Below are 22,595 nucleotides of genomic sequence, written 5' to 3' on the forward strand. Positions count from 1 at the left end.
ACCCAGGACGTGGTGCCGGCCCCGAGCGGACATGCGGAGGGCCGGTACCAAGTTCCCGGAATGCCGGTACCAACCATCCAGACCAGCGGTACCAACTGAAGCTATCTGTCACCTTGGCTTGGAAGGGGAGGCTCAGTGACCCGATGACCCTACATTTTCACGCGCATACAACCTTTGCGTATTGTTTATTGGGGTCGGGTTGCCTGAACATCGCGCCGCGGAATCGATGGATCTATCCCTCAGCGGGTAGGGGTCCGCTCTCTATGGGCTGAGCAGCAGCATGGTGTGCCGAGCGTCGAAGCCTTGTTTCACGTGAAACATCACGTAGGGCCTGCGCTAGGCGGAATAGCCCGCCGCCACATAGTCGCTGTTCACAGAACGTGGAGCATTGGGTCCGGTGTTTCACGTGAAACATTGTGGCTGGGAGGGTTGCGCCGTCTCCTTCCAAAGCCGACCGTAGAGTCTCGCCAAACACGGCACCGCCAGCGGCCCTCTTCCCGGATGGTCTGGTGGGTGCGTTCCCTTGCCATACCCCGGCGTATTTGGGCACCGAACGAACCCGGTCTCAGCTCATTTCGCGTCGCCCGCACGGAACCGGAGTCTGTGCTGTCGCGGCAGGCAGCCCCCGTCGCACCAGCGGCCCCCACGCAGGCGTGGCGCCCGGCGATCCCGTGCATCACTGAAATTGGGGATTGCGCCCGGACCGCCGATTTGTACCTCCGCATTTACAGAATGGTGAAGCGGATGCCTAGCGACAGTCGCGGGATGTGGAACTGAGGCCGTGCGGCATGGAAGTTTCACCTTCCCCAGTCAGATTGCCTATGCCCGAACGGCTGTACCGCCATACCGGCCGGGGGAGTCGCCTGAGAGAACCTGCGGCGTTCGGGTGTGTTCCACGTGAAACATCCGTGGGCCGTCAGACAAGCCAACTCCCGCGATCGCGCCGACCCTGGGGCGAACGCTACAGACCTCCGCGGTCGCGCCTCTTCAGGCATGGCGGTTAGCGTGGAGATGCTTCGGGTCTGACGTACTGGTGATTCCACCCTGGGGAATGTTTCACGTGAAACACTGTGCGGCGGGGTACCCTCGGCTGTATCGGCTGGTCTGTTCGCAGCGAAGATAGACTGCATTCGATAGACCACTGTCGTTTACTGACTACGTGCCTAAACTGGCGGCGTCCAGGGCGGATCAACGTGCCTGAAGCCTCAATCCTGTTGCCTGCTACCCGGCGCCTGGGAACACCGGAACTTCCGTTCATCCGAACCACACCCCCATAGGCCACATGGGAGGCATCTCAGCTTGATTCATACTGCCTTCCCACATCGAGGGAAGCCCTACGCGTCCGTTGAGCGACGGCGATTACCCCGCAGGACGGGGCTTCCTGCGCCAGCTGCAGCCACGAGAATACTCACAAGACTTCGCTGTTTCACGTGAAACACAACGCATCCTATTGTCTCGGGCATCACCAATAGTGAGAATTCTCCACTGTGCTGGCTCGGCCGCCGCTAGCCGCTGCCCATGCTTGCGACTGGGAACAACCGCGGACGCCGTCCGTCCCGAGAACAGCGGCTACCTTTCCCGGGAAGAAGCAATAGGAAGGCTAGGAAGGACCGCGGAGCTCGGACTGTAATGGTTGGGTCGAAGTGATTGCGTCGAAATGATTGGTCAGATATTGGGCACGTCTGCACTTCCGGTGCCGCATAGCGCCTGCCGCCCCCACCACTAACCTATGCTTACGTCTTGCTGGCACTGGCCCCAGGAGCCGGGCTTGGCACACCAGCACCCGACACCCCATTCTCCACAAGGACGCAGCGGAACCTGGAGTCCGGAGGTGTTCACTTGGCTGGGCACGGAGGAAGGGCAACCTAGCCGCCTTGCCCGCGACGGTGGCCACCTCACTGGAATCCTCTGCTCGCGTCCGGCCAGAGGGGAGCGGAAGACGAATGCGCTCGTCAGCCTTGGTGACCCAGATGGGGGAGCAGGCAAGATCGTGCCAGGCAGAAGCCACGTTACGTATCCAGAAGATGTGGTGGGACGGCCGCTACCTGGCCCGCCGTGGCTTCCTCTATCGCGGAGGTGGAGAGACCCCGGGCTACACTTTCACCGCCGGCATGAATCTCCAGGCGCGGCGCCCGACAGGCGCTGACGACTGCTGTGGCGGCATCTCACGGCCCGAGATCCAAGTGATACGGCTCCTCAAAGCTCTAAGCAAGTGCCGCCTGCCCTGCCCGGGGGAACGACAACTGTGAACGGATTGGCCCGAGGGCAGTCGTGAATTTGGGGATCCGAAGGACTGTTCTGGGTAGGCCGATGAGATCCTGAATCGCCTCTTGATGCCATTCAAAAGTGAAACGGGGCGGATTCCCACTGAGTTCTCCACAGAACTTATTCACACAGTTATCCACAGGCAGCGAGGCCTTGATCACAATCTCACCATCCGTCCCTTACCAGTGGGCCGAACCGTCGCTTCCATCTCGTCGACGAACGAGCGGCCGTGACACATCCGATCCCATCGATGCGCGTTCACGACCGGGCATCGTCACAGCGAAACTGCACACGGCAAAGTGCGGAATACCGCAGAAAATTAACCATCAGTGGGGGATTTTTGAAGCACAGCAGGGCGTGAATGAGGTCAGGCTTCGAGGCCTGTGAATGTTTCACGTGAAACACGTCTGACTAGCCGAAGGCACCCCTATTGCGGACTCTCCTTCGGCGCCCGTGGAGCAGCGTCGCCACGTGCGACACCCACACCCAACCTCCGGGTAATCCACAAAGTTATCCACAGGCTTTTCCACCGGGATATCCACCGTTGTCAAAGGCCACAACCTACTGCCGCTCCCGCCACCGTTGGACATACTGGTCCGGGCCCAGGCGGCTATCGACGCAGCCTTCAAGCCAGTGAAGGGCGACCGTATCCTCCGGCGCAGGCGTGCACCCGCCGCGCCGGAAAGGGATTTGCTGGGGAGTAGCCAATGGCACTCGCCATCTTCCGGTCCCGCCAGAACAGGCGATCCCGTCAAACCCGCCAGAACAGGCGATCCCGTCATACCTGCCAAACCTGACAGACCGGCCCGCCAGCCAGCCAGCTGGTACTTTGTCACTCCTCTTGACCTCATCCGGCCAGGGGCGGTGTGGACGCGTGCAGCCATCAGTGCCGGAATCCGTAAGGCACCCCCCGAGCCGGAACAGTGCCGGCCACGCGAGGAACCTTCCGATCATGTGAAATCGTCTTTAAGGGGCGACAGCAATCACCCGGTGGGAGTCTTCCCTCTCCTGCAGGTTCACCATGTGGCCATTCCCCCGCACGAGGGAAGGGCTGCAGTTCGGGCGTCCCGTACCCTCCTTTTCGAGACCGGTACCGTGGAGTCGCACTGGCGCTGCCGCTGCGACGGCACAGCTGGTTCCTGCACCGCACAACAACGATCACCAGTCGGCTGCCCGCCGGTTCGCCAGTCGCCGGCGGTCCCCACACACTCACCATCGGCCGGTGCCCTGGTGAATTGCCCTCCACGTGACTGACCCGTCTCCCCGTTGAAGATGGCTCACACCGATGGCGGGCCCGCGGAGCGCATGTCTGGGGTGTCCAACGGGCTGGCGGAATTCTCAGGAGCCGACGGCATCAGTATTGGAGGATGTCGTCCGGGTTTTACTGCGATCTGGTCGGCAGACGGAGCCTGTCCGGCTACCGGGGGAGACCTCGCCGTGGCGACACCAACGCGCTATGCCGCGGGACACCAGCACGCTCCTGTGCCCCGTGTAGGGCGCCGGGGAACCGCTAGGCGTCCTGCAGCGTCCCTGATGAAGCCGGGGCTGGCCTTGCCTGCCTATAGCCCGCGTAGGGGCCTGTGGCCCATTTCCGGGCTGACGGCGCGACGAACCCGATCCCGCCTACTGTTTCTCCGCCTATCCCGCCAGTGCGCCACCTGTATCGCAACCACCCCTGCATGTTTCACGTGAAACACGAGACTGCGTCCACACAGAGTCTGAGGAAGCACTTTCGGGTCATCATTGCGAGTGGATCACTCCATCGAAGACGTCGACGGATCACTCCGCCTCAGGGCCGAAGTTGATTCCACTGTCCGTACCCTTCTGAAGTCCAGCGCGCCACCGTCAACTGGAGAACAGCCGCTGAGTTCGCACCCACCAAGGGTCAGCAGCCCGTACTCGGGCCAGACCGGATCCACACACTTCCAGATCCGTGACAGGTGGGTGGGTGCGAAAATCCTCGCGCGGAGTAGGGGGTTGCCTGTCGGCCTGGCCGATAACTCAGCGGTCTTCCGCACAATGCAACGGCTTCCTAGGGCCCATCAAGCATGACTTGATGTTTCACGTGAAACCCGCCACCGATCAAAATATGCGAAGGCGCCGGTCCTGTCCGAAGACCGAGCTTCGTTTGGGCGGGAAATGTAGCCCGGAAGCCGCAATCAGATACCTCGGGAGGGCGGTAGAAAGTCAGAAACAGACTCCAGAACCACCGCTGCGGAGACTACAACAACCAACAATTGGTGTCGCGACCAACAACAAAGGGACCCGTTTCACGTGAAACGGATCCCTTCGGAGTGCGGTTCTAAGCTAGCTCGGAGCACCGGGCGTGAGGACATCCATAATGCGGTTGAGGTCCTCCACGCTTGCGAACTCGATACTCACACGGCCCTTGCGCGCACCGAGGGAGATCTTGACATTGGTATCGAGCCGGTCCGAGAGCGATGACGCCAAATAGTCCAGGCGCTCGTGCCGTGCGCCAGGACGCGGAATGTTGTTCTTTGGTGTCGAAGCCGGATTCTGGTAGAGGGTCACGGCCTCTTCCGTCGCACGGACCGACATGCCTTCGGCAACAATCTTCTGGGCGAGGCGTTCCATCGCGGCGGCATCCGGAAGCGCAAGCAGCGCACGCGCGTGGCCGGCAGAGATGACGCCCGCAGCAACCCGGCGCTGAACCAGCGGCGGAAGCTTGAGCAGCCGGAGGGTATTGGACACCTGCGGGCGCGAACGTCCGATGCGGTCGGCCAGTTGTTCATGGGTGGTGCCGAAGTCCTCCAGCAGCTGCTGGTACGCGGCCGCCTCTTCGAGCGGGTTCAGCTGGCTCCGGTGCAGGTTTTCCAACAGTGCGTCGCGGAGGAGGTCATCATCGGTGGTGTCCCGGACAATGGCAGGAATAGTTTCGAGGCCCGCGGCCTGCACTGCCCGCCACCGACGCTCGCCCATGACGAGCTCGTAGGGTTCTCCACCCTCTTCGGTTGAAGTACGGACAACAATTGGCTGGAGGACGCCAATTTCCCGGACGGAGTGCACCAGCTCCGCCATGTCGTCCTCATCGAAGACGGAACGCGGCTGCTTGCGGTTGGGGTGGATGTCAGTGACCGGGATTTCCGCAAAGCGGACTCCAGGCACGTCAACGAGTTCCACACCCTGATCTTCAACGCCGGAAACCGATGCTGTCCCGGGCGCCTTCTTCACGGCCGGCTTGGCCGCCGCAGCGGGGGCCTTCCGTGCCGTCGCCTTCTTGGCCGCGGGAACGGTTTTCGTATCCGGCGCGCTGGAATTGGTCCCAGCCGCTGTTGGGGAGAGTGTCTGCGACGCTGCAGCTGCTTCCTCGTCGGGCACAACTGTGGTGTCTTCGGCTACCTCGGGGGCCGGTGTCCGCTTGCGGGCTTCAGGAAAGAAAAGATCCACGGGACGGGACGGCGCTGAACCGTTGCCGGAAGCCGCGGCGGAACTTGGAATGAGTGCCCCAAGTCCACGGCCGAGGCCGCGTCGCTTATCGCTCATGGATAAATCCCTCCATTGGAAGAGCCAGGCATCACCGGACTCTAGCTAGTGCAATTCTTGAAAAGATTCTAACGTTCCGCGATTTCGGCTGCGGCTTCCAGGTAGGACAGGGCCCCGCTGGATGAGGGATCGTAGGTCATCACGGTTTGCTGGTAGCTGGGAGCTTCTGAAATACGGACCGATCGGGGGACCACAGCGCCGAGCACCTGCTCCGGGAAGTGCTCGCGCACCTCAGCTGCCACCTGGGCAGCGAGATTGGTGCGGCCATCGTACATGGTCAGCAGGATGGTGGAAACGACCAGATCCGCATTCAAGTGCTTCTGGATCATTTCGATGTTCTTCAGCAGCTGGCTCAGTCCCTCCAGCGCATAGTACTCGCACTGAATCGGAATGAGCACCTCGTTGGCTGCGCAGAACGCGTTGACGGTCAGCAGGCCCAGGCTCGGCGGGCAGTCGATGAAGATGTAGTCCAGCCGCTCCTCACCGTTCTTCGCCCGTTCCTTGGAGTACACGTCAATCGCACGGCGGAGGCGCTGCTCGCGGGCAACAAGGCTGACCAGCTCAATCTCCGCGCCCGCAAGGTGGATGGTGGCGGGTGCACAGATCAGCTTATCGATGTCCGGGCAAGGTGCCACAACGTCCTGCAACGGGATGTCGTTGATGAGCACGTCGTAGATGCTGTCAACGTCGGCGTGGTGTTCAATTCCGAGCGCTGTCGAGGCGTTCCCCTGGGGATCGATGTCGATGACCAGCACGTTCAGCCCCGCAGCAGCCAGGGCGGCAGCGATGTTGACGGTTGTGGTGGTCTTGCCGACCCCGCCCTTCTGGTTCGAGACGGTGAAGATCCGGGTCTTCTCCGGCTTCGGAAGTTCGCGTCCCAGGAGACGCTCGCGCCGCTTGTTCTCATGGGCGAGCTCACGGGCAATCGGGCTGGAATCATCGATGGAGTCGAGGACATTTCCACTGGAGACTACGGATGTTTCACGTGAAACACTCGCCATTCCGGTGGTCTTTGCAACTGAAGCCGTGCGATTTCCGGAGTAATCGTGTGCGACTGCGGGCGCAACAAAGGCCCGTGCGGACCCCAGGGACACGAACGGGGGAATCCGTTGTGTGGAGGCTTCGCTACTGGTCACTGTGACACACTCACTCTCGTTCGGCTCTTGCTGCCGGTTACTAGCCTAACCTCTTACCCAAGGAGACCGAGGGCACCGGGCTGATGCTAGGCGATCTTTTGAGGCTTATTCACAACGATTCGGACAACGGTTGTGGGTTCGTCGAGGAGGTCCTCACCCACCAGTACAACGGAGGTCTGGGTGCCGCCGAGCTTCCGGATCACCTTGGCGGCTTTTTCAATTTCCTCGCCGGCGCTGCGTCCCTTAATGGCGACCACTTCGCCCTTGCCCGCCAGCAGCGGAATGGTGAGTCCGGCCAGGTTGGACAGTGCTGACACGGCGCGGGCGGTGACGACGTCGGCGTTCACCATCCCCACCGCAAGTTCCGCGCGGGTGCGCATAATCGTCACGTTGTCCAGGCCGAGGTCGTCCACGACTTCCTGGAGCCAGATGACGCGGCGCTCAAGGGGTTCGATCAGAGTCAGTTCCAGATCCGGCCGGGCTATGGCCAGGCACAGGCCCGGCAGTCCGGCGCCGCTGCCAACGTCGGCCACATGGCTTCCCTCGGCAATCTGGCTCTCAATCACGGCGCAGTTCAGCACGTGCCGGCTCCACAGCCGGGGTACCTCACGGGGGCCGATGAGGCCCCGCTCCGTCCCGGACGTGGCGAGGTGCTCCACGTAGCGCTTTGCGAGGTCCAGGCGGTCACCAAAGATCGCCTGTGCTGCCCGCAGTTCAGCCTCGGTAATGTCAACCATCAAGCTATCCACCGGCACGTTCAGTCGGCGGAGACGACGATATGGCGGTCGGCGCCTTCGCCCTCGGACTCGCTGATGAGGCCCAGGTCAGCGACGGCGTCGTGCACAATCTTGCGCTCATAGGCGCTCATCGGGGCCAAGGCCACGGTTTCACCGGACTTCTTCACGGAAGCGACGGCGTCTTCTGCAATCTTCTGCAGCTCGCCGGCGCGCTCCGAACGGTAGCCGTTGATGTCCAGCACCAGCCGGGACCGGTTTTCGGTCGCCGACAGCACGGCGAGCCGGGTCAGTTCCTGAAGGGCTTCGAGTACTTCGCCGTCCTTGCCAACCAGGTTCTCCAGCCCGGCCGATTTTTCCTCAGCGACGATAGAAATGTAGGTACGTCCGTTGCGGACTTCAATGTCGATGTCGCCGTCAATGTCGGCGATGTCCAGCAATTCCTCAAGGTAGTCCGCCGCGACGTCGCCTTCTTCTTCCAGACGGCTCGCGGAGATTCCCTTGCCCTCGGCACCCTCGGAATCTTCGGCACCTTCATCGGTGGTCTGATCGGTGTCCTGGACTGCGTTCAAGGCGTCGTCCTGCTCGTCGATGGCTTCAGCGGAAATAGCGTGTGCGGTACTCTCGGCGGACATTACTTCCTCTTCCTGTTCTTACGTTGTGGCTGGACGCGCTGGCTCTTGGCCACCAGGGCCTCAGCGGCCGCGGCTTCAGCGGCAGCTGCTTCGGCCTTCTTGGCGCCCGTCAGGGGCAGGGCCGGCAGCCCCTTTGCGGCACGGCGCTCGGCCAGGGCCTTGGCGGCGGGGGATCCCGGCGTCGGCATGCGGCGGATCACGAAGAACTGCTGCGCCATGGTCCAGAGGTTGGTGGTGGTCCAGTAGATCAGGACGCCGATGGGGAAGTTGATGCCACCCACACCGAAGACGATCGGCAGGACGTAGAGCATCATCTTCTGCTGCTTCATGAACGGGCTGGCCATGGCCTCTTCGGACATGTTCTTGGCCATGATCTGCTTCTGCGTGATGAACTGCGAGGCCGTCATAGCCAGGATCATCACGATCGACAGGATCCACACGGCCACCACGTTGCCGCCCTCGGGTGTGCCGTGCAGCAGGGTGGCGGAGAGCGGGGCCCCGAAGATGCTGGACTCATCGAACTGGACCACTTGCTCGTGGCTCATCGCGCCGATGCTCTTCCCGCCGGTCGCCGCCGTCGTAATCCCGGAGAGGACCTGGAACAGGGCGAAGAAGAAGGGCATCTGGATCAGCATGGGCAGGCACGCGGAGAAGGGGTTGGTGCCATGCTTTTTGTACATGGCCATCTGTTCCTGGGCCATGGCCTGGCGGGACAGCTGGTCGGTCTTGCCCTTGTACTTGTCCTGCAGCTTCTTCAGATCCGGCTGCAGCAGCTGCATGCCGCGCTGGGCCTTGATCTGCTTGACGAACACGGGAATCAGAGCCGCACGGATCACCAGCACCAGGCCGATGATGGACAGGGTCCACGTCCAGCCATTGGCGGCGGGCATGCCGATGGCGCTCAGGCCATCGTGGAAGACCACCATGATGGCGGACACAAGCCACTTGAACGGAAACATGATTGTTTCAAAGAAATCCATACGATATCCCTATTCGTCAGGCCGCAGAGCGGCCTTCTCCATCAGTCTGAGCAGCCAGGTACTTGTCCGGATTGTTCAACACAACAATTGTGGGGGTGCGGTCTGCGGGCCACTCGTATTTACCGGCGGGGACATGGTCCACACCACCGGCATTCCAGGGATGGCAGCGCAACAGACGCTTGGCAGCCAGCCAGCTTCCCTTCACCGCGCCGTGGACCGTAACCGCCTCAAGGGCGTAGGCCGAGCAGCTGGGAAAGAAGCGGCAAACCTGGCCGTACAGCGGTGAGATCGCCTTGCGGTACGCCAGAAGCAGCAGGATAAGGATATTGCGGGGCAAGTTCCAGACTGCCCGACCCAGCCATACGGCTGCGGATTTTGCAGGAGGGACGACGGCGGCAGTTAAGTTACGCACGCGGGGTCCCTTCCTGTGTTGTCTCGTAAGAAACTGAAGAAGCAGCCTTAGGAAGGCGGCTGCCCAGCCGTTTCATGTTGCTTTCAAGGGCGGCGTCATAGTCCGATCGCAGCTGGTCCCAGCTGGCCCCCGACGCAGCGGGCAGGGCCCGGACCACGATCGCGAACCCGCTGCCGTATTTCTGCAACGACAAGGCACCGACTTCTCTCAGTCTCCTCTTAACGAGGTTCCTGACAACAGCGTTCCCGACACTCTTGGAAACGATGAATCCGATCCGGCTTGGTTCATTGGCAGCCAGGGCTGCCGTATATAACACTACGTTCCGGCGTCCATTGCGGACACCGGAACGTACAGTTGTTGAAAAATCGGTTGATGTCCTCAGACGGTTGCGGGTGGCCAGCACCTTTAAACTCGCACAGGGATGTAGACCGACGAGTCAGTTATTTAGGCCGACAGCTCGGTGCGACCCTTGCCACGACGGGCTGCCAGGATGGCACGGCCGGCACGGGTACGCATACGAAGGCGGAAGCCGTGCTTCTTGGCTCGACGGCGGTTATTCGGCTGAAAAGTCCGCTTGCTCACGTTAGTTACTCCAGTGGGATCAAAGGTGCGCCCACCCGATCAAGGGGAAGAACTGGTCGACGCTAAGTTTTGTATGTGCCGCTTCCCTCGACTCGCAAGACGCAGGGCGTCGGGAGAGAAACAAAAGAGGCGAAAAGCGTACACATGGGACTTCACAACGTTAGGGCTTGCTGCCCTCCGGAGTCAAACCGGGGGTCGCGCCGCAGACTTTCCCCAGCTATGGCTAACCGCCGCCCCAGCCTGTGGATGAAGTGCGTCACGCACCCCGTTTTCGAACTACACCAGTGTGATTATCCACAGGACAGAACCCAGCTATCTTCTGGACTTTTCATCGCCTAGAGTGTCCCAGTAGCCGATTATCCACGGACTGTGCATAACCCTGTGGATTAAGCCGGGGCCAGCGCACTGGTTCGGGACTTGTGGCTGCAGGTAATGCAGGCAAGCAAGTTTGAGGAACTGATTGATGACAGTAGACGAAGCCAACCAAGCCAACACTGTCGGAAGTTCCTGGCGGCGGGTAGTGAGCCTGCTGGAGAATGACCACCGTGTCTCACCCCGACAGCGTGGCTTCGTCATCCTCGCCCAGGCCCAGGGCCTCATCGGTTCCACCCTTCTGGTCGCCGTGCCCAACGAACTCACCCGCGAGGTGCTCCAGACGCAGGTGAAGGAAGCCCTCGACGACGCCCTCCGGAACGTTTTTTCCGACGAAATCCGTTGTGCGATCGACGTCGACACCGATCTGGTACCGCTCCACACGGAACCGGAACCCGCCGTCGAGCTGTCCCTGGTGGCCGATCCCTCGGTGGAACTGAAGCCGCAGCCGATGCTGCCAAGCACCTCGCACGAATTCGGCCGGCTGAATCCAAAGTATGTGTTCGACACCTTTGTGATCGGTTCTTCCAACCGCTTCGCCCACGCAGCGGCCGTCGCCGTCGCCGAAGCTCCGGCCAAGGCCTACAACCCCCTCTTCATCTACGGTGATTCCGGACTGGGCAAAACCCACCTGCTCCACGCGATCGGCCATTACGCCCGCCGGCTCTACAGCGGGATCCGGGTCCGTTACGTCAACTCAGAAGAATTCACCAACGACTTCATCAACTCGATCCGCGACGATGAAGGCACCAGCTTCAAGACGACCTACCGCAACGTGGACGTCCTGCTGATCGATGACATCCAGTTCCTGGCCGGCAAGGACCGGACGCTGGAGGAGTTCTTCCACACGTTCAACGCCCTGCACAACAACAACAAGCAGGTGGTCATCACTTCCGACCAGCCGCCCAAGTTGCTCGCTGGTTTCGAGGACCGGATGAAGTCACGGTTCGAATGGGGCCTGCTGACCGACATCCAGCCGCCGGAACTCGAAACCCGGATCGCGATCCTCCGGAAGAAGGCCCTCAGCGAGGGCCTCTCCGCACCGGACGATGCCCTGGAATACATCGCTTCGAAGATCTCGAGCAACATCCGCGAACTCGAGGGGGCCCTGATCCGCGTCACGGCCTTCGCCAGCCTGAACCGCCAGCCCGTCGACGTTGCCCTGGCCGAGATGGTACTCAAGGACCTCATCACCGATGATGGGGCCCAGGAGATCACCTCCGCGCAGATCCTGACCCAGACTGCCGACTACTTCAAGCTCAGCATGGAGGAGCTTTGCAGCAAGTCGCGGACCAGGACTTTGGTGACGGCCCGGCAGATCGCCATGTACCTGTGCCGTGAGCTCACGGACATGTCCCTTCCCAAGATCGGCCAGGAGCTCGGCGGCCGCGACCACACCACGGTCATCCACGCGGACCGCAAGATCCGCGAACTGATGGCCGAGCGCCGGGTGATCTACAACCAGGTGACCGAGCTGACCAACCGGATCAAGCAGCAGCAGCGCAATTCCTAGGCAGTCCGTCCGCGCACTCTTACCTTATTAACAGGCACCTGTGGACAAGCCTGTGGATAGTTAAGGGGACAACCGCGGTTAATGGGCTTAAAACCCTTAAGGCATCTGTGGATCAGCGGATCGGCAACAAATGTTATCCCCATCCACACCCTGTTTAAAACCTGCTCCACCCACAGTCCATGAACAGGGCTTAACCCCGGAATCGCACCGCCAAACAGGGTTATCCACAGTATCCACAGCAGTTATTAACACTACTAATCCCTAGAAAATGAAATTCCCTCAAATAACAACTTCGCTCCGGACCCCGCACACCGCCAAGGACCGTCCCGGCCCTGGCCGGAAACCGGCACCGGGCCGGGCGGAGCGAACCACACGGATGTAACCCGGGGATGGGAGAATCACACTTCTTGCGGCTAAGCTGTCTGCAGTGTGTCCGTCCTGGACATCTTTTGTGATTCCCAGCCGGGCCGGTGGCCCGGCCACCAGCGATGACAGCAGCAATGAAAGGCGGCACCCTTCCGTGAAGTTCAGAGTCGAACGGGACGTCCTGGCAGAAGCCGTGACCTGGACCGCCCGGTCGTTGTCTCCGCGGCCGCCGGTACCCGTACTTTCCGGCCTGCTTCTCAAGGCTGAAGCCGGTACGGTCAGCCTGTCGAGCTTCGATTACGAAACGTCAGCGAGGCTTGAAATCGCAGCTGACATCACAACCGAAGGCACCATCCTGGTCTCGGGACGCCTCCTTGCCGACATTTGCCGCAGCCTTCCGTCCGCACCGGTCGACATCGAAACCGACGGCAACAAAGTCACCCTCACCTGCCGCCGAAGCAGCTTCCACCTGGCCACCATGCCGGAAGCTGAATACCCGCCCCTGCCAGCACTGCCCCCGATCAGCGGCACGGTCCCGGGCGACTCCTTTGCCCAGGCTGTCTCCCAGGTGATCATCGCGGCGAGCAAGGACGACACCCTGCCGATCCTCACCGGCGTCCGAATGGAGATCGAGGACGACCTCATCACGCTGCTGGCCACCGACCGCTACCGCCTGGCGATGCGCGAACTCCCGTGGAAGCCCGTCACCCCGGGCATCTCAACCAGCGCCCTGGTCAAGGCCAAGACCCTCAACGAAGTAGCCAAGACCCTTGGCGGCAGCGGCGACATCAACCTCGCCCTTGCCGATGACGACAGCAGGCTCATCGGATTTGAGAGCGGCGGACGTACGACGACGTCACTCCTGGTTGACGGCGACTACCCCAAGATCCGCTCACTGTTCCCCGAGTCCACGCCCATCCACGCGACTGTGCAGACATCGGAACTTGTCGAGGCCGTGCGCCGCGTCTCGCTCGTGGCGGAACGCAACACCCCGGTCCGGCTCGCTTTTACCCAGGGCCAGCTGCACCTCGACGCCGGCACCGGCGAAGATGCGCAGGCCTCCGAAGAGCTCGAAGCTCAGCTCACCGGCGAAGACATCACCGTCGCGTTCAACCCGCACTACCTGATCGAAGGCCTGAGCGTCATCGAAACCAAGTTTGTCCGGTTCTCCTTCACGAGCGCGCCCAAACCGGCCATGATCACGGCTCAGCACGACGCCGACGGCGAGGACCAGGGCGACTACCGCTACCTGGTCATGCCGGTCCGGCTGCCCAACTAACTGGCAGTTACCTCCGTTTTGAGGGATCAAAACGGCCGTAACTGCCAGCCAGTTGGGTAGACGCCACCACCGGAAACACCCCAGCGCAGAAAAGAGTTCAACCCGTGCACATCGGACTTATCGGCCTTGGAAAAATGGGTTTCAACATGCGCGAACGGCTGCGCAAGGGTGGAGCTGACGTCACCGGGTTTGACCGCAACCCGGACGTCACCGACGTCGCGAGCATCGATGAACTGATCGCCGCCGTCCCGGCGCCGCGCCTGATCTGGGTGATGGTCCCCTCCGGCGAGATCACCGACGCGGTCATCACCGAACTCGGCAACAAGCTCGACGCCGGCGACCTGGTGGTGGATGGCGGCAACTCCCGCTTCACCGAGGACCAGAAACACGGGGCAGCACTGGCGGAAAAAGGCATCCGTTTCGCCGACTGCGGTGTCTCCGGCGGGGTCTGGGGCCTGCAGAATGGTTACGGACTCATGGCCGGCGGTGACGCCGCGGACATCGAACGGGCGATGCCCGTCTTCGACGCACTCCGTCCCGACGGCGACCGCGCCGACAGCTTCGTCCACGTCGGCGGGATCGGCGCCGGCCACTACGCCAAGATGGTCCACAACGGCATCGAATACGGACTGATGCAGGCCTACGCCGAAGGCTACGAACTCCTGGCCGCCAAGGACATCGTCACCGATCTCCCCGGCACGTTCCGGGCCTGGCAGAAGGGAACCGTCGTCCGGTCCTGGCTGCTGGACCTCATGGTAAAAGCCCTTGACGAGGATCCCGGCCTGGAGTCGATAGACGACTACGTCGAGGATTCGGGTGAAGGCCGCTGGACCGTGGAGGAAGCAATCGCCAACGCCGTGCCGGCCCCGGCCATCACGGCAGCGCTTTTCGCCCGCTTCTCCTCCCGGGAGGACAACTCGCCCGCGATGAAGATGGTTTCCGCGCTGCGCCACCAGTTCGGCGGGCACGCCACCCGTCCGGCCAAGTAGTCCCGCCCTGAAATCCTGAACCGGCGTGTACCTAGAACAACTTTCGCTCACAGATTTCCGCAGTTATGCCCAGGTGGAGCTGAGCCTGGAGCCCGGCGTCACGGTGCTGGTCGGCTCGAACGGCATCGGCAAGACCAACCTCATGGAAGCCATCGGCTACCTGGCTACGCTCAGTTCGCACCGGGTCAGTTCCGATGCCCCGCTGCTGCGTTTCGGCACCGACCGGGCCATGATCCGTGCCAAGCTGGTCCGCAGCGAGCAGTCCACCGTGCTCGAACTCGAAATCAACAGCTCCCGCGCCAACCGCGCCCGGATTAACCGCAGCAATCCGGTCCGGGCCAGGGACATCCTGGGTATCTGCCAAACCGTACTGTTCGCCCCCGAGGACCTGGCCCTGGTCAAGGGTGATCCGTCCAGCCGGCGCCGTTTCCTCGATGAACTCCTGGTCAGCCTCATCCCGCGGCATGCAGCCACCCGCAGCGACTACGACCGGGTGTTGAAGCAGCGCAACGCGCTCCTGAAGTCCGCCCGCGCGGGCAAATTCAGCACGGGACACGAGGCCACCCTGGATGTCTGGGACCAGCACATGGCCCGGGCGGGAGCCGAGCTGTTGCACGCGCGGCTGGAACTGGTGGAACGGCTCCGGCCCCACCTCATGAGCGCCTACGCGCAGCTCACGGACGGTTCCAAGGAAGCCGGCGCCATCTACCGCTCCACACTGCAGGGTGCGGTGGAGGACGACGGCGCTGCGCCGGCCGCCGCTTCCGGTCCCGCGGCTGCCCGCGGCGGGGAAGCCACCGGGCCCGCCGAGGACCTGCGCCTGCTCTCCGTCGACCAACTCACCGAACGGTACGTCCAGGCGTTCGCTTCGTCGCGGCGCAAGGAACTGGAGCGCGGGATCTCCCTCGTGGGCCCGCACCGCGATGAACTCGAACTGGTTCTGGGGTCAGCCCCTGCCAAAGGGTATGCCTCGCATGGCGAGACCTGGTCCATGTGCCTGTCCCTGCGTCTGGCCTCGTACTACGTCATGCTCGATGACACCAGAACCGGGGGATCCGCCCCGATCCTGATCCTGGACGATGTTTTTGCCGAGCTTGACGTCCAGCGGCGGCGTAAACTGGCCGCAATAGTATCCGGCGCCGAGCAGGTGCTCGTGACTGCCGCCGTGGAGGACGATATCCCGACGGAACTGGCCGGGCGGCGGGTGAAGGTAATCCCGGGAGGAATCGATGAGCGGGAAGATCGATGAATAAGGATACCGACGGCGGCCTGCAGCCGGGCCGCGACCCGGATGACATCGACGCCGCCCAGTCGGCGCTGAACAGGATGCGCGACGCGGCCGCGTCACGCGGCGAAATCCGGCGCAAGGCGCCGCCGCGGCCCGGAACCACCCCGCCGAAGTCCGGCCGCAGTACCGGCAGCACCCGCGGTTTCGGACAATTCCATGGCACCGGCCGGGACCCGATGGGGCTCGGCAAAGTGGTGGGGCGCCTTGTCGCGGAGCGCGGCTGGAGCTCTCCTGTGGCCGTCGGCTCGGTGATGGCCGAGTGGGCCACACTCGTCGGACCGGAGATTTCCGCCCACTGCACCCCGGAGAGCTTCACCGATACCACCCTCCACGTCCGCTGTGATTCGACCGCCTGGGCTACGCAACTGCGCCTGCTGAGCCTTAGCCTGCTGGAGAAATTCCGCACCGAACTCGGCGAAGGGGTCGTCACCAAGATCCAGGTCCTTGGACCTGCGGCGCCCAGCTGGCGCAAGGGCGGCCGGACCGTCAACGGGCGCGGGCCGCGGGACACCTACGGATAACGTCCGGGACTCCCACCGCACCCGGTCTGAAGCACTCCTTGCAAAACTCTTGAAAATTCCGCAAACGGCGTGTAGGGCGCTCAGAGGCACCGGAGCCGTATAGGAACCCGCATCCCGTACCCCTGGAGCCTTGCAGGCGGAGTCTGCGGCCTCCCAGCGGCACTTTCCTTCCCGTTTGGCCCCCTGGAATGCGGGTTTCACCCCTATAACACGGTAGAATCGTGAGAGATAACTGGGCGCCGGTGAAACGTTGACTGAGTCCGTTTCCGACGCAATATCCGCGTGCGGTAGACGGATCCTCGAGCCAGCAGAACAACCGGTGTCATCAGTGACGTGCCCGTTGGCAGTAGCTGTTTCCTCCGGGAAGGGGCAACGGCCGGCCTTTAACGAAAAAGAGGAGTCGAAAGCGCCTGTGGCTAACGACAATGCAGAGATCCCGGCAGTGGAACCAGTAGTGGCTGATACGGCGGACACCCCGCCCGAAACCGCGACTCCCCACAGCTACGGCGCCAGCGACATCACGGTGCTCGAAGGCCTGGAGGCTGTCCGGAAACGTCCCGGCATGTACATCGGCTCCACCGGACCGCGCGGTTTGCACCACCTGGTCTATGAAGTCGTGGACAACTCGGTTGACGAGGCCTTGGCCGGGTACTGCACCCACATCGAAATCGTGCTGCAGGCCGACGGCGGGGTCAAGGTGGTCGACAACGGCCGCGGCATCCCGGTCGACATGCACCCGACGGAGCACAAGCCCACCGTGGAGGTCGTTATGACCATCCTGCACGCGGGCGGCAAATTCGGCGGCGGCGGCTACGCCGTGTCCGGCGGCCTGCACGGCGTCGGCATCTCCGTCGTCAACGCACTCTCGAGCCGCGTCGATACCGAGGTCCGCCGGCAGGGCAACGTCTGGCGGATGTCCTTCGCCGACGGCGGCAAGCCGCAGGGCGGCCTGGTCCAGGGCGAAGAGACAACCGAGACCGGCACCACCCAGACGTTCTACCCGGATGCCAGCATCTTCGAATCCACGGATTTTGATTTCGAAACGCTCCGCGCCCGCTTCCAGCAGATGGCGTTCCTGAACAAGGGGCTGCGGATCACGCTGACCGATGAGCGGCGCGCCGCAGCGGAACCGTCCGAGGTCGGGGACCTGGACCTCGACGTCGTTCCGACCGAGGGTGAAGTCCCGGCCGAATTCCACACCGTGGTCTACCAGTACGACGACGGGCTGCTGGACTACGTCAAACACCTGAACTCCGGCAAGAAGGTCGATGTGGTCCACGAGGACGTCATCGCCTTCGAAACCGAGGACAAGGAACGCCACATCGCCCTGGAAATGGCGATGCAGTGGACCAACGCGTACTCCGAGAGCGTCCACACCTACGCCAACACCATCAACACCCATGAGGGCGGCACCCACGAAGAGGGCTTCCGCGCCGCGATGACCTCGCTGATCAACCGCTACGCGCGGGAGAAGAGCATCATCAAGGAAAAGGACGACAACCTCACCGGCGACGACATCCGCGAAGGCCTGACCGCCGTTATTTCAGTCAAGCTGGCCGAACCCCAGTTCGAGGGCCAGACCAAGACCAAGCTCGGCAACTCCGAGGTCAAGGGCTTTGTCCAGCGCGTCGTCACGGACGGGCTCGGCGACTGGCTCGAACGGAACCCCGGCCCCGCCCGCGACGTCATCCGCAAGGCCATCTCTGCTGCCCAGGCACGGATGGCGGCCCGGAAGGCCCGCGACAACGCTCGCCGGAAGAGCCCGCTGGAATCCTTCGGCATGCCTGGAAAACTCTCGGACTGCTCGTCGAAGAACCCGGAAAAGTGCGAGGTCTACATCGTGGAGGGCGACTCCGCCGGCGGTTCCGCCAAGCGCGGCCGCAACCCGGAAACCCAGGCCATCCTGCCGCTGCGCGGCAAGATCCTGAACGTGGAGCGGGCCCGGCTGGACAAGGCGCTGGGCAACGCCGAGGTCCAGTCCATGATCACCGCGTTCGGCACGGGGATCGGCGAGGACTTCGACCTGAGCAAACTGCGCTACCACAAGATCGTCCTCATGGCCGATGCCGACGTCGACGGCCAGCACATCACCACCCTGCTGATGACCCTGCTGTTCCGCTACATGCGCCCGTTGATCGAAAACGGCTATGTCTACCTGGCGCAGCCCCCGCTGTACCGGATCAAATGGTCCAATGCACCGCACGACTACGTGTACAGCGACCGGGAACGCGATGCGCGGCTGCTGTCCGGCCAGGCCGCCGGCCGCCGCATCCCCAAGGACAACGGCATCCAGCGTTACAAGGGCCTGGGCGAAATGGACTACACCGAGTTGTGGGACACCACCATGGACCCCGACCACCGGACGCTGCTTCAAGTCACCATGGACGATGCCCTGGCCGCGGACCAGACCTTCTCCACCCTGATGGGCGAAGACGTTGAATCCCGCCGCAACTTCATTCAGCAGAACGCCAAGGACGTTCGGTTCCTGGATATCTAGCGGCTCGAAGCCCTGAATATTCCCGGACCGATATATACCTGAAACGGAAAATATAGACTATGAGTGACGAAACACCAGAAGTCCCGGCCGACGCCGAACCCGTCATTGAGGGCACCGTCCTTAACACCGATGTGCTGACGGACCGTGTCGAGCAGGTTGACCTGCAGACGGAAATGCAGCGGTCCTACCTCGACTACGCAATGGCCGTGATCGTGGGCCGCGCCCTCCCTGACGTCCGCGACGGCCTCAAGCCCGTCCACCGCCGCGTGCTGTACGCGATGTTCGACGGCGGCTACCGCCCGGAGCGCTCGTTCAACAAGTGCGCCCGCGTGGTCGGCGAAGTCATGGGCCAGTACCACCCGCACGGTGACACCGCCATCTACGATGCGCTGGTCCGGCTGATCCAGGACTGGACCATGCGCTACCCGCTGGCGCTGGGACAGGGAAACTTCGGCTCGCCGGGCAACGACGGCGCAGCAGCACCGCGGTACACCGAAACGAAGATGGCCCCGCTGGCCATGGAGATGGTCCGCGACATCGACGAGGAAACCGTCGACTTCCAGGACAACTACGACGGCAAGAACCAGGAACCCACCATCCTGCCGGCGCGTTTCCCGAACCTCCTTGTCAACGGCTCCTCGGGCATCGCCGTCGGCATGGCCACCAACATTCCGCCGCACAACCTCCGCGAGGTTGCCGACGGCGTCCAGTGGTACCTGGCCAACCCGACCGTGAGCCGCGAGGAACTCCTCGAAGAGCTGATCGTCCGCATCAAGGGACCCGACTTCCCGACCGGTGCCACCATCCTGGGCCACAAGGGGATCGAGGACGCCTACCGGACGGGCCGCGGCTCGATCACCATGCGCGCCGTGGTCAACGTGGAGGAACTCCAGGGCCGTACGTGCCTTGTGGTCACCGAACTGCCCTACCAGGCCAACCCGGACAACCTCGCGATCAAAATTGCCGAGCTCGTCAAGGACGGCAAGATCTCCGGCATCGCCGACCTCCGCGATGAAACCTCCGGACGCACCGGCCAGCGCCTCGTGATCGTGCTCAAGCGCGACGCCGTCGCCAAGGTGGTGCTGAACAACCTCTACAAGCACACCCAGCTGCAGGACAACTTTGCGGCCAACATGCTGGCGATCGTCGACGGCGTGCCCCGCACGCTGAGCCTGGATGCGTTCATCCGGCACTGGGTCACACACCAGATGGACGTCATCGCCCGCCGGACCCGCTACCGGCTCCGCAAGGCCGAGGAGGAAGCGCACATCCTGCGTGCCCTCCTCAAGGCACTCGACGCGCTCGACGAAGTCATCGCACTGATCCGGGCATCGAACACCACCGAGGCTGCCCGCGACGGCCTCATGCAGCTCCTCGACATCGATGAGCTCCAGGCCCGCGCCATCCTGGACATGCAGCTGCGCCGGCTCGCGGCACTGGAACGCCAGAAGATCCAGGACCGCCACTCGGAACTCGAAGCCATGATCACCGAGTACAACTCGATCCTGGCCTCGGAGGAACGCCAGCGCCAGATTATCAGCACCGAACTGGCTGAAATCGTGGCCAAACACGGCGATGACCGCCGCACCAAGGTCCTGTTGGGCTTTGACGGCGACATGTCGATGGAGGACCTGATCCCCGAAGAGGAAATGGTCGTCACGATCACCCGCGGCGGCTACGTCAAGCGCACCCGCAGCGACAACTACCGCTCACAGCAGCGCGGCGGCAAGGGCATCAAGGGCGCGCAGCTGCGCGGCGACGACGTCGTCGAGCACTTCTTCGTGACCACCACCCACCACTGGCTGCTGTTCTTCACGAACCTTGGCCGGGTGTACCGGGCCAAAGCGTACGAGCTGGTGGAAGCCGGACGCGACGCCAAGGGCCAGCACGTGGCCAACCTGCTCGCGTTCCAGCCAGACGAGCACATCGCCCAGGTGCTGGACCTGCGGGACTACCAGCAGTCGCCGTACCTGGTCCTGGCGACCAAACGCGGCCTCGTGAAGAAGACCCGCCTCGAGGACTACGACACCAACCGCTCCGCCGGCGTCATCGCGATCAACCTTCGCGATGGCGATGAGCTGGTCTCCGCCCAGCTGGTCTCCGAGACCGATGACCTGATGCTGGTCTCCCGCATGGGCCAGTCGATCCGCTTCACCGCCACCGACGAAGCCCTGCGCCCGATGGGACGCGCCACCTCCGGGGTCACGGGCATGAAGTTCCGCGAGGACGACGAACTGCTGGCGGCCGACGTCGTCACGGACGGGTCCTTTGTCTTCATCGTCACCGAGGGCGGCTACGCCAAGCGCACGGCCGTGGAGGAATACCGCCTCCAGGGCCGTGGCGGCCTTGGCATCAAGGTGGGCAAGTACCAGGAGGAGCGCGGCCACCTCGTGGGCGCGCTGATTGTCCAGGAGGAGGACGAGGTCCTGGTGGTCATGGAGGGCGGCAAGGTGGTCCGCTCCTCCGTGACCGGAGTGCCGGCCAAGGGGCGGGACACCATGGGCGTCATCTTCGCCAAACCAGACAAGAACGACCGGATCATCGAGGTGGCCCGCAACAGCGAACGAGGCCTGGAAACCGACGAGGTGGTCGAAGACGAAGATGCACTCGACGCTGCCGAAAGTCGGGCATCGGCGACGGATGACGTAACGTTGGCTGAAGATACCGGATCCCTCGAGGGGTCCGCAGCGGAAGAATCAGCACCGGCCCCGGAGTCAGATGAGTCATCAGGCAATGCCGAGCTGGACGAAGACAACACCGGAGGTAACGCGTGAGTAATTCCGACTCATATCCCAAGCCGAACAGCGGCGTTCCCGGCGGAGTGCGGCAGCCTGCCTCCGCGCCGCGGGTAAGCGCGCCGTCCCGCCCCGAACAGCGCCCCGGAGCAGCCGGCGGAGCCAATGGCTCTGCACAGCGGCCGGCAGTGCCCGGCCAGCGCCCCGCGCAGGGACGCCCGGCCACCCCCGGACAGCGCCCGACCACCCCCGGACAGCGCCCGGCCACCCCCGGTCAGCGCCCGGCCACCCCAGGACAGGGTCCGACCCGTCCGGGACAGAACACTGCCGGGCTGATCAAGCCGGCACCCAAGGCCAAGGTCCGCCGGGCCCGCCTCCTGGTCAGCAAGGTTGACCCCTGGTCCGTGCTGAAGATGGCCTTCCTGCTCTCGGTGGCACTGGGCATCGTGACCGTTGTGGCCGCGATTGTGCTCTGGACAGTCCTGGACCTGACCGGGATCTTCGACCAGGTTGACGGGCTCCTCGGCACCCTGGCCGGTTCCGAAGGCGGCGGCTTCGAATTGAAGAAGGTCGCCTCGCTGGGACAGGTGGCATCCTTCGCCACGATCATTGCCGTCATCAACGTGGTGTTGCTGACGGCGCTGTCCATGCTCTCGGCAGTGTTGTACAACATCTCGGCCACCCTCGTGGGCGGCATTGGAGTCACCCTCACGGACGACTAAATCCCATAGTTTTCCCGGATTTTTCCCGGGGAAATGCCTCGATTTGAGATCGGGCCGGGATGTGC

General features: G+C 63.0%; 16 protein-coding genes. 8 read left to right on the top strand and 8 right to left on the bottom strand.

What is annotated here, in order from left to right; all coding sequences use genetic code 11:
- Window positions 1-4,572 precede the first annotated feature (4,572 nt).
- From ACZY0Y_RS12210 to rpmH, 8 genes are all read right to left on the bottom strand, one after another.
- Entirely contained in the window at window positions 4,573-5,769 is a 1,197-nt protein-coding gene (locus ACZY0Y_RS12210; RefSeq protein WP_463958237.1) for a ParB/RepB/Spo0J family partition protein, read from the bottom strand.
- A gap of 68 nt (window positions 5,770-5,837) precedes the next feature.
- On the bottom strand, window positions 5,838-6,905 hold the full coding sequence (locus ACZY0Y_RS12215; protein WP_463883327.1) for a ParA family protein: 1,068 nt from the start codon (window positions 6,903-6,905) through the stop codon (window positions 5,838-5,840).
- A gap of 86 nt (window positions 6,906-6,991) precedes the next feature.
- Window positions 6,992-7,642, bottom strand: coding sequence for a 16S rRNA (guanine(527)-N(7))-methyltransferase RsmG (rsmG, locus tag ACZY0Y_RS12220; RefSeq protein ID WP_463958239.1), 651 nt, complete (start codon window positions 7,640-7,642; stop codon window positions 6,992-6,994).
- 20 nt (window positions 7,643-7,662) lie between these two features.
- Complete coding sequence (locus ACZY0Y_RS12225) at window positions 7,663-8,274, bottom strand: Jag family protein (RefSeq protein ID WP_463958241.1); 612 nt, start codon at window positions 8,272-8,274, stop codon at window positions 7,663-7,665.
- Window positions 8,274-9,254, bottom strand: a complete 981-nt coding sequence (gene yidC / locus ACZY0Y_RS12230) for a membrane protein insertase YidC (protein ID WP_463883331.1) — start codon at window positions 9,252-9,254, stop codon at window positions 8,274-8,276. Before yidC ends, ACZY0Y_RS12225 begins: the two co-directional genes overlap by 1 nt.
- A gap of 16 nt (window positions 9,255-9,270) precedes the next feature.
- On the bottom strand, window positions 9,271-9,666 hold the full coding sequence (gene yidD / locus ACZY0Y_RS12235) for a membrane protein insertion efficiency factor YidD (RefSeq protein ID WP_463883333.1): 396 nt from the start codon (window positions 9,664-9,666) through the stop codon (window positions 9,271-9,273).
- Window positions 9,659-10,069: a ribonuclease P protein component gene (gene rnpA / locus ACZY0Y_RS12240; protein ID WP_463958243.1), complete on the bottom strand. Its 411-nt coding sequence runs from the start codon at window positions 10,067-10,069 to the stop codon at window positions 9,659-9,661. The genes yidD and rnpA overlap by 8 nt, the downstream gene beginning before the upstream one ends.
- 41 nt (window positions 10,070-10,110) lie before the next feature.
- Window positions 10,111-10,248: a 50S ribosomal protein L34 gene (gene rpmH, locus ACZY0Y_RS12245; RefSeq protein WP_003800212.1), complete on the bottom strand. Its 138-nt coding sequence runs from the start codon at window positions 10,246-10,248 to the stop codon at window positions 10,111-10,113.
- A gap of 463 nt (window positions 10,249-10,711) precedes the next feature.
- Between rpmH and dnaA the strand changes: the two genes are divergently transcribed.
- From dnaA to ACZY0Y_RS12285, 8 genes are all read left to right on the top strand, one after another.
- Complete coding sequence (dnaA, locus tag ACZY0Y_RS12250; RefSeq protein ID WP_056428740.1) at window positions 10,712-12,133, top strand: chromosomal replication initiator protein DnaA; 1,422 nt, start codon at window positions 10,712-10,714, stop codon at window positions 12,131-12,133.
- Window positions 12,134-12,653: 520 nt separating this feature from the next.
- Window positions 12,654-13,778 carry a DNA polymerase III subunit beta gene (gene dnaN, locus ACZY0Y_RS12255; RefSeq protein ID WP_160668641.1) on the top strand — a complete coding sequence of 375 codons (1,125 nt, stop codon included), beginning with the start codon at window positions 12,654-12,656 and terminating at the stop codon, window positions 13,776-13,778.
- 104 nt (window positions 13,779-13,882) lie between these two features.
- Entirely contained in the window at window positions 13,883-14,767 is an 885-nt protein-coding gene (gene gnd, locus ACZY0Y_RS12260) for a phosphogluconate dehydrogenase (NAD(+)-dependent, decarboxylating) (RefSeq protein WP_463958245.1), read from the top strand.
- Window positions 14,768-14,792: 25 nt separating this feature from the next.
- Entirely contained in the window at window positions 14,793-16,016 is a 1,224-nt protein-coding gene (gene recF / locus ACZY0Y_RS12265) for a DNA replication/repair protein RecF (protein WP_463883336.1), read from the top strand.
- Complete coding sequence (locus ACZY0Y_RS12270) at window positions 16,013-16,576, top strand: DciA family protein (RefSeq protein ID WP_160668638.1); 564 nt, start codon at window positions 16,013-16,015, stop codon at window positions 16,574-16,576. The genes recF and ACZY0Y_RS12270 overlap by 4 nt, the downstream gene beginning before the upstream one ends.
- Before the next feature lie 412 nt (window positions 16,577-16,988).
- Window positions 16,989-19,073 carry a DNA topoisomerase (ATP-hydrolyzing) subunit B gene (gene gyrB, locus ACZY0Y_RS12275; RefSeq protein WP_463883338.1) on the top strand — a complete coding sequence of 695 codons (2,085 nt, stop codon included), beginning with the start codon at window positions 16,989-16,991 and terminating at the stop codon, window positions 19,071-19,073.
- A 59-nt stretch (window positions 19,074-19,132) separates the two neighbouring features.
- Window positions 19,133-21,847: a DNA gyrase subunit A gene (gene gyrA, locus ACZY0Y_RS12280; RefSeq protein WP_463958247.1), complete on the top strand. Its 2,715-nt coding sequence runs from the start codon at window positions 19,133-19,135 to the stop codon at window positions 21,845-21,847.
- Window positions 21,844-22,530: a DUF3566 domain-containing protein gene (locus ACZY0Y_RS12285; RefSeq protein ID WP_463958249.1), complete on the top strand. Its 687-nt coding sequence runs from the start codon at window positions 21,844-21,846 to the stop codon at window positions 22,528-22,530. Before gyrA ends, ACZY0Y_RS12285 begins: the two co-directional genes overlap by 4 nt.
- Window positions 22,531-22,595: the final 65 nt, after the last annotated feature.

The organism is Pseudarthrobacter kochi (assembly GCF_055412805.1).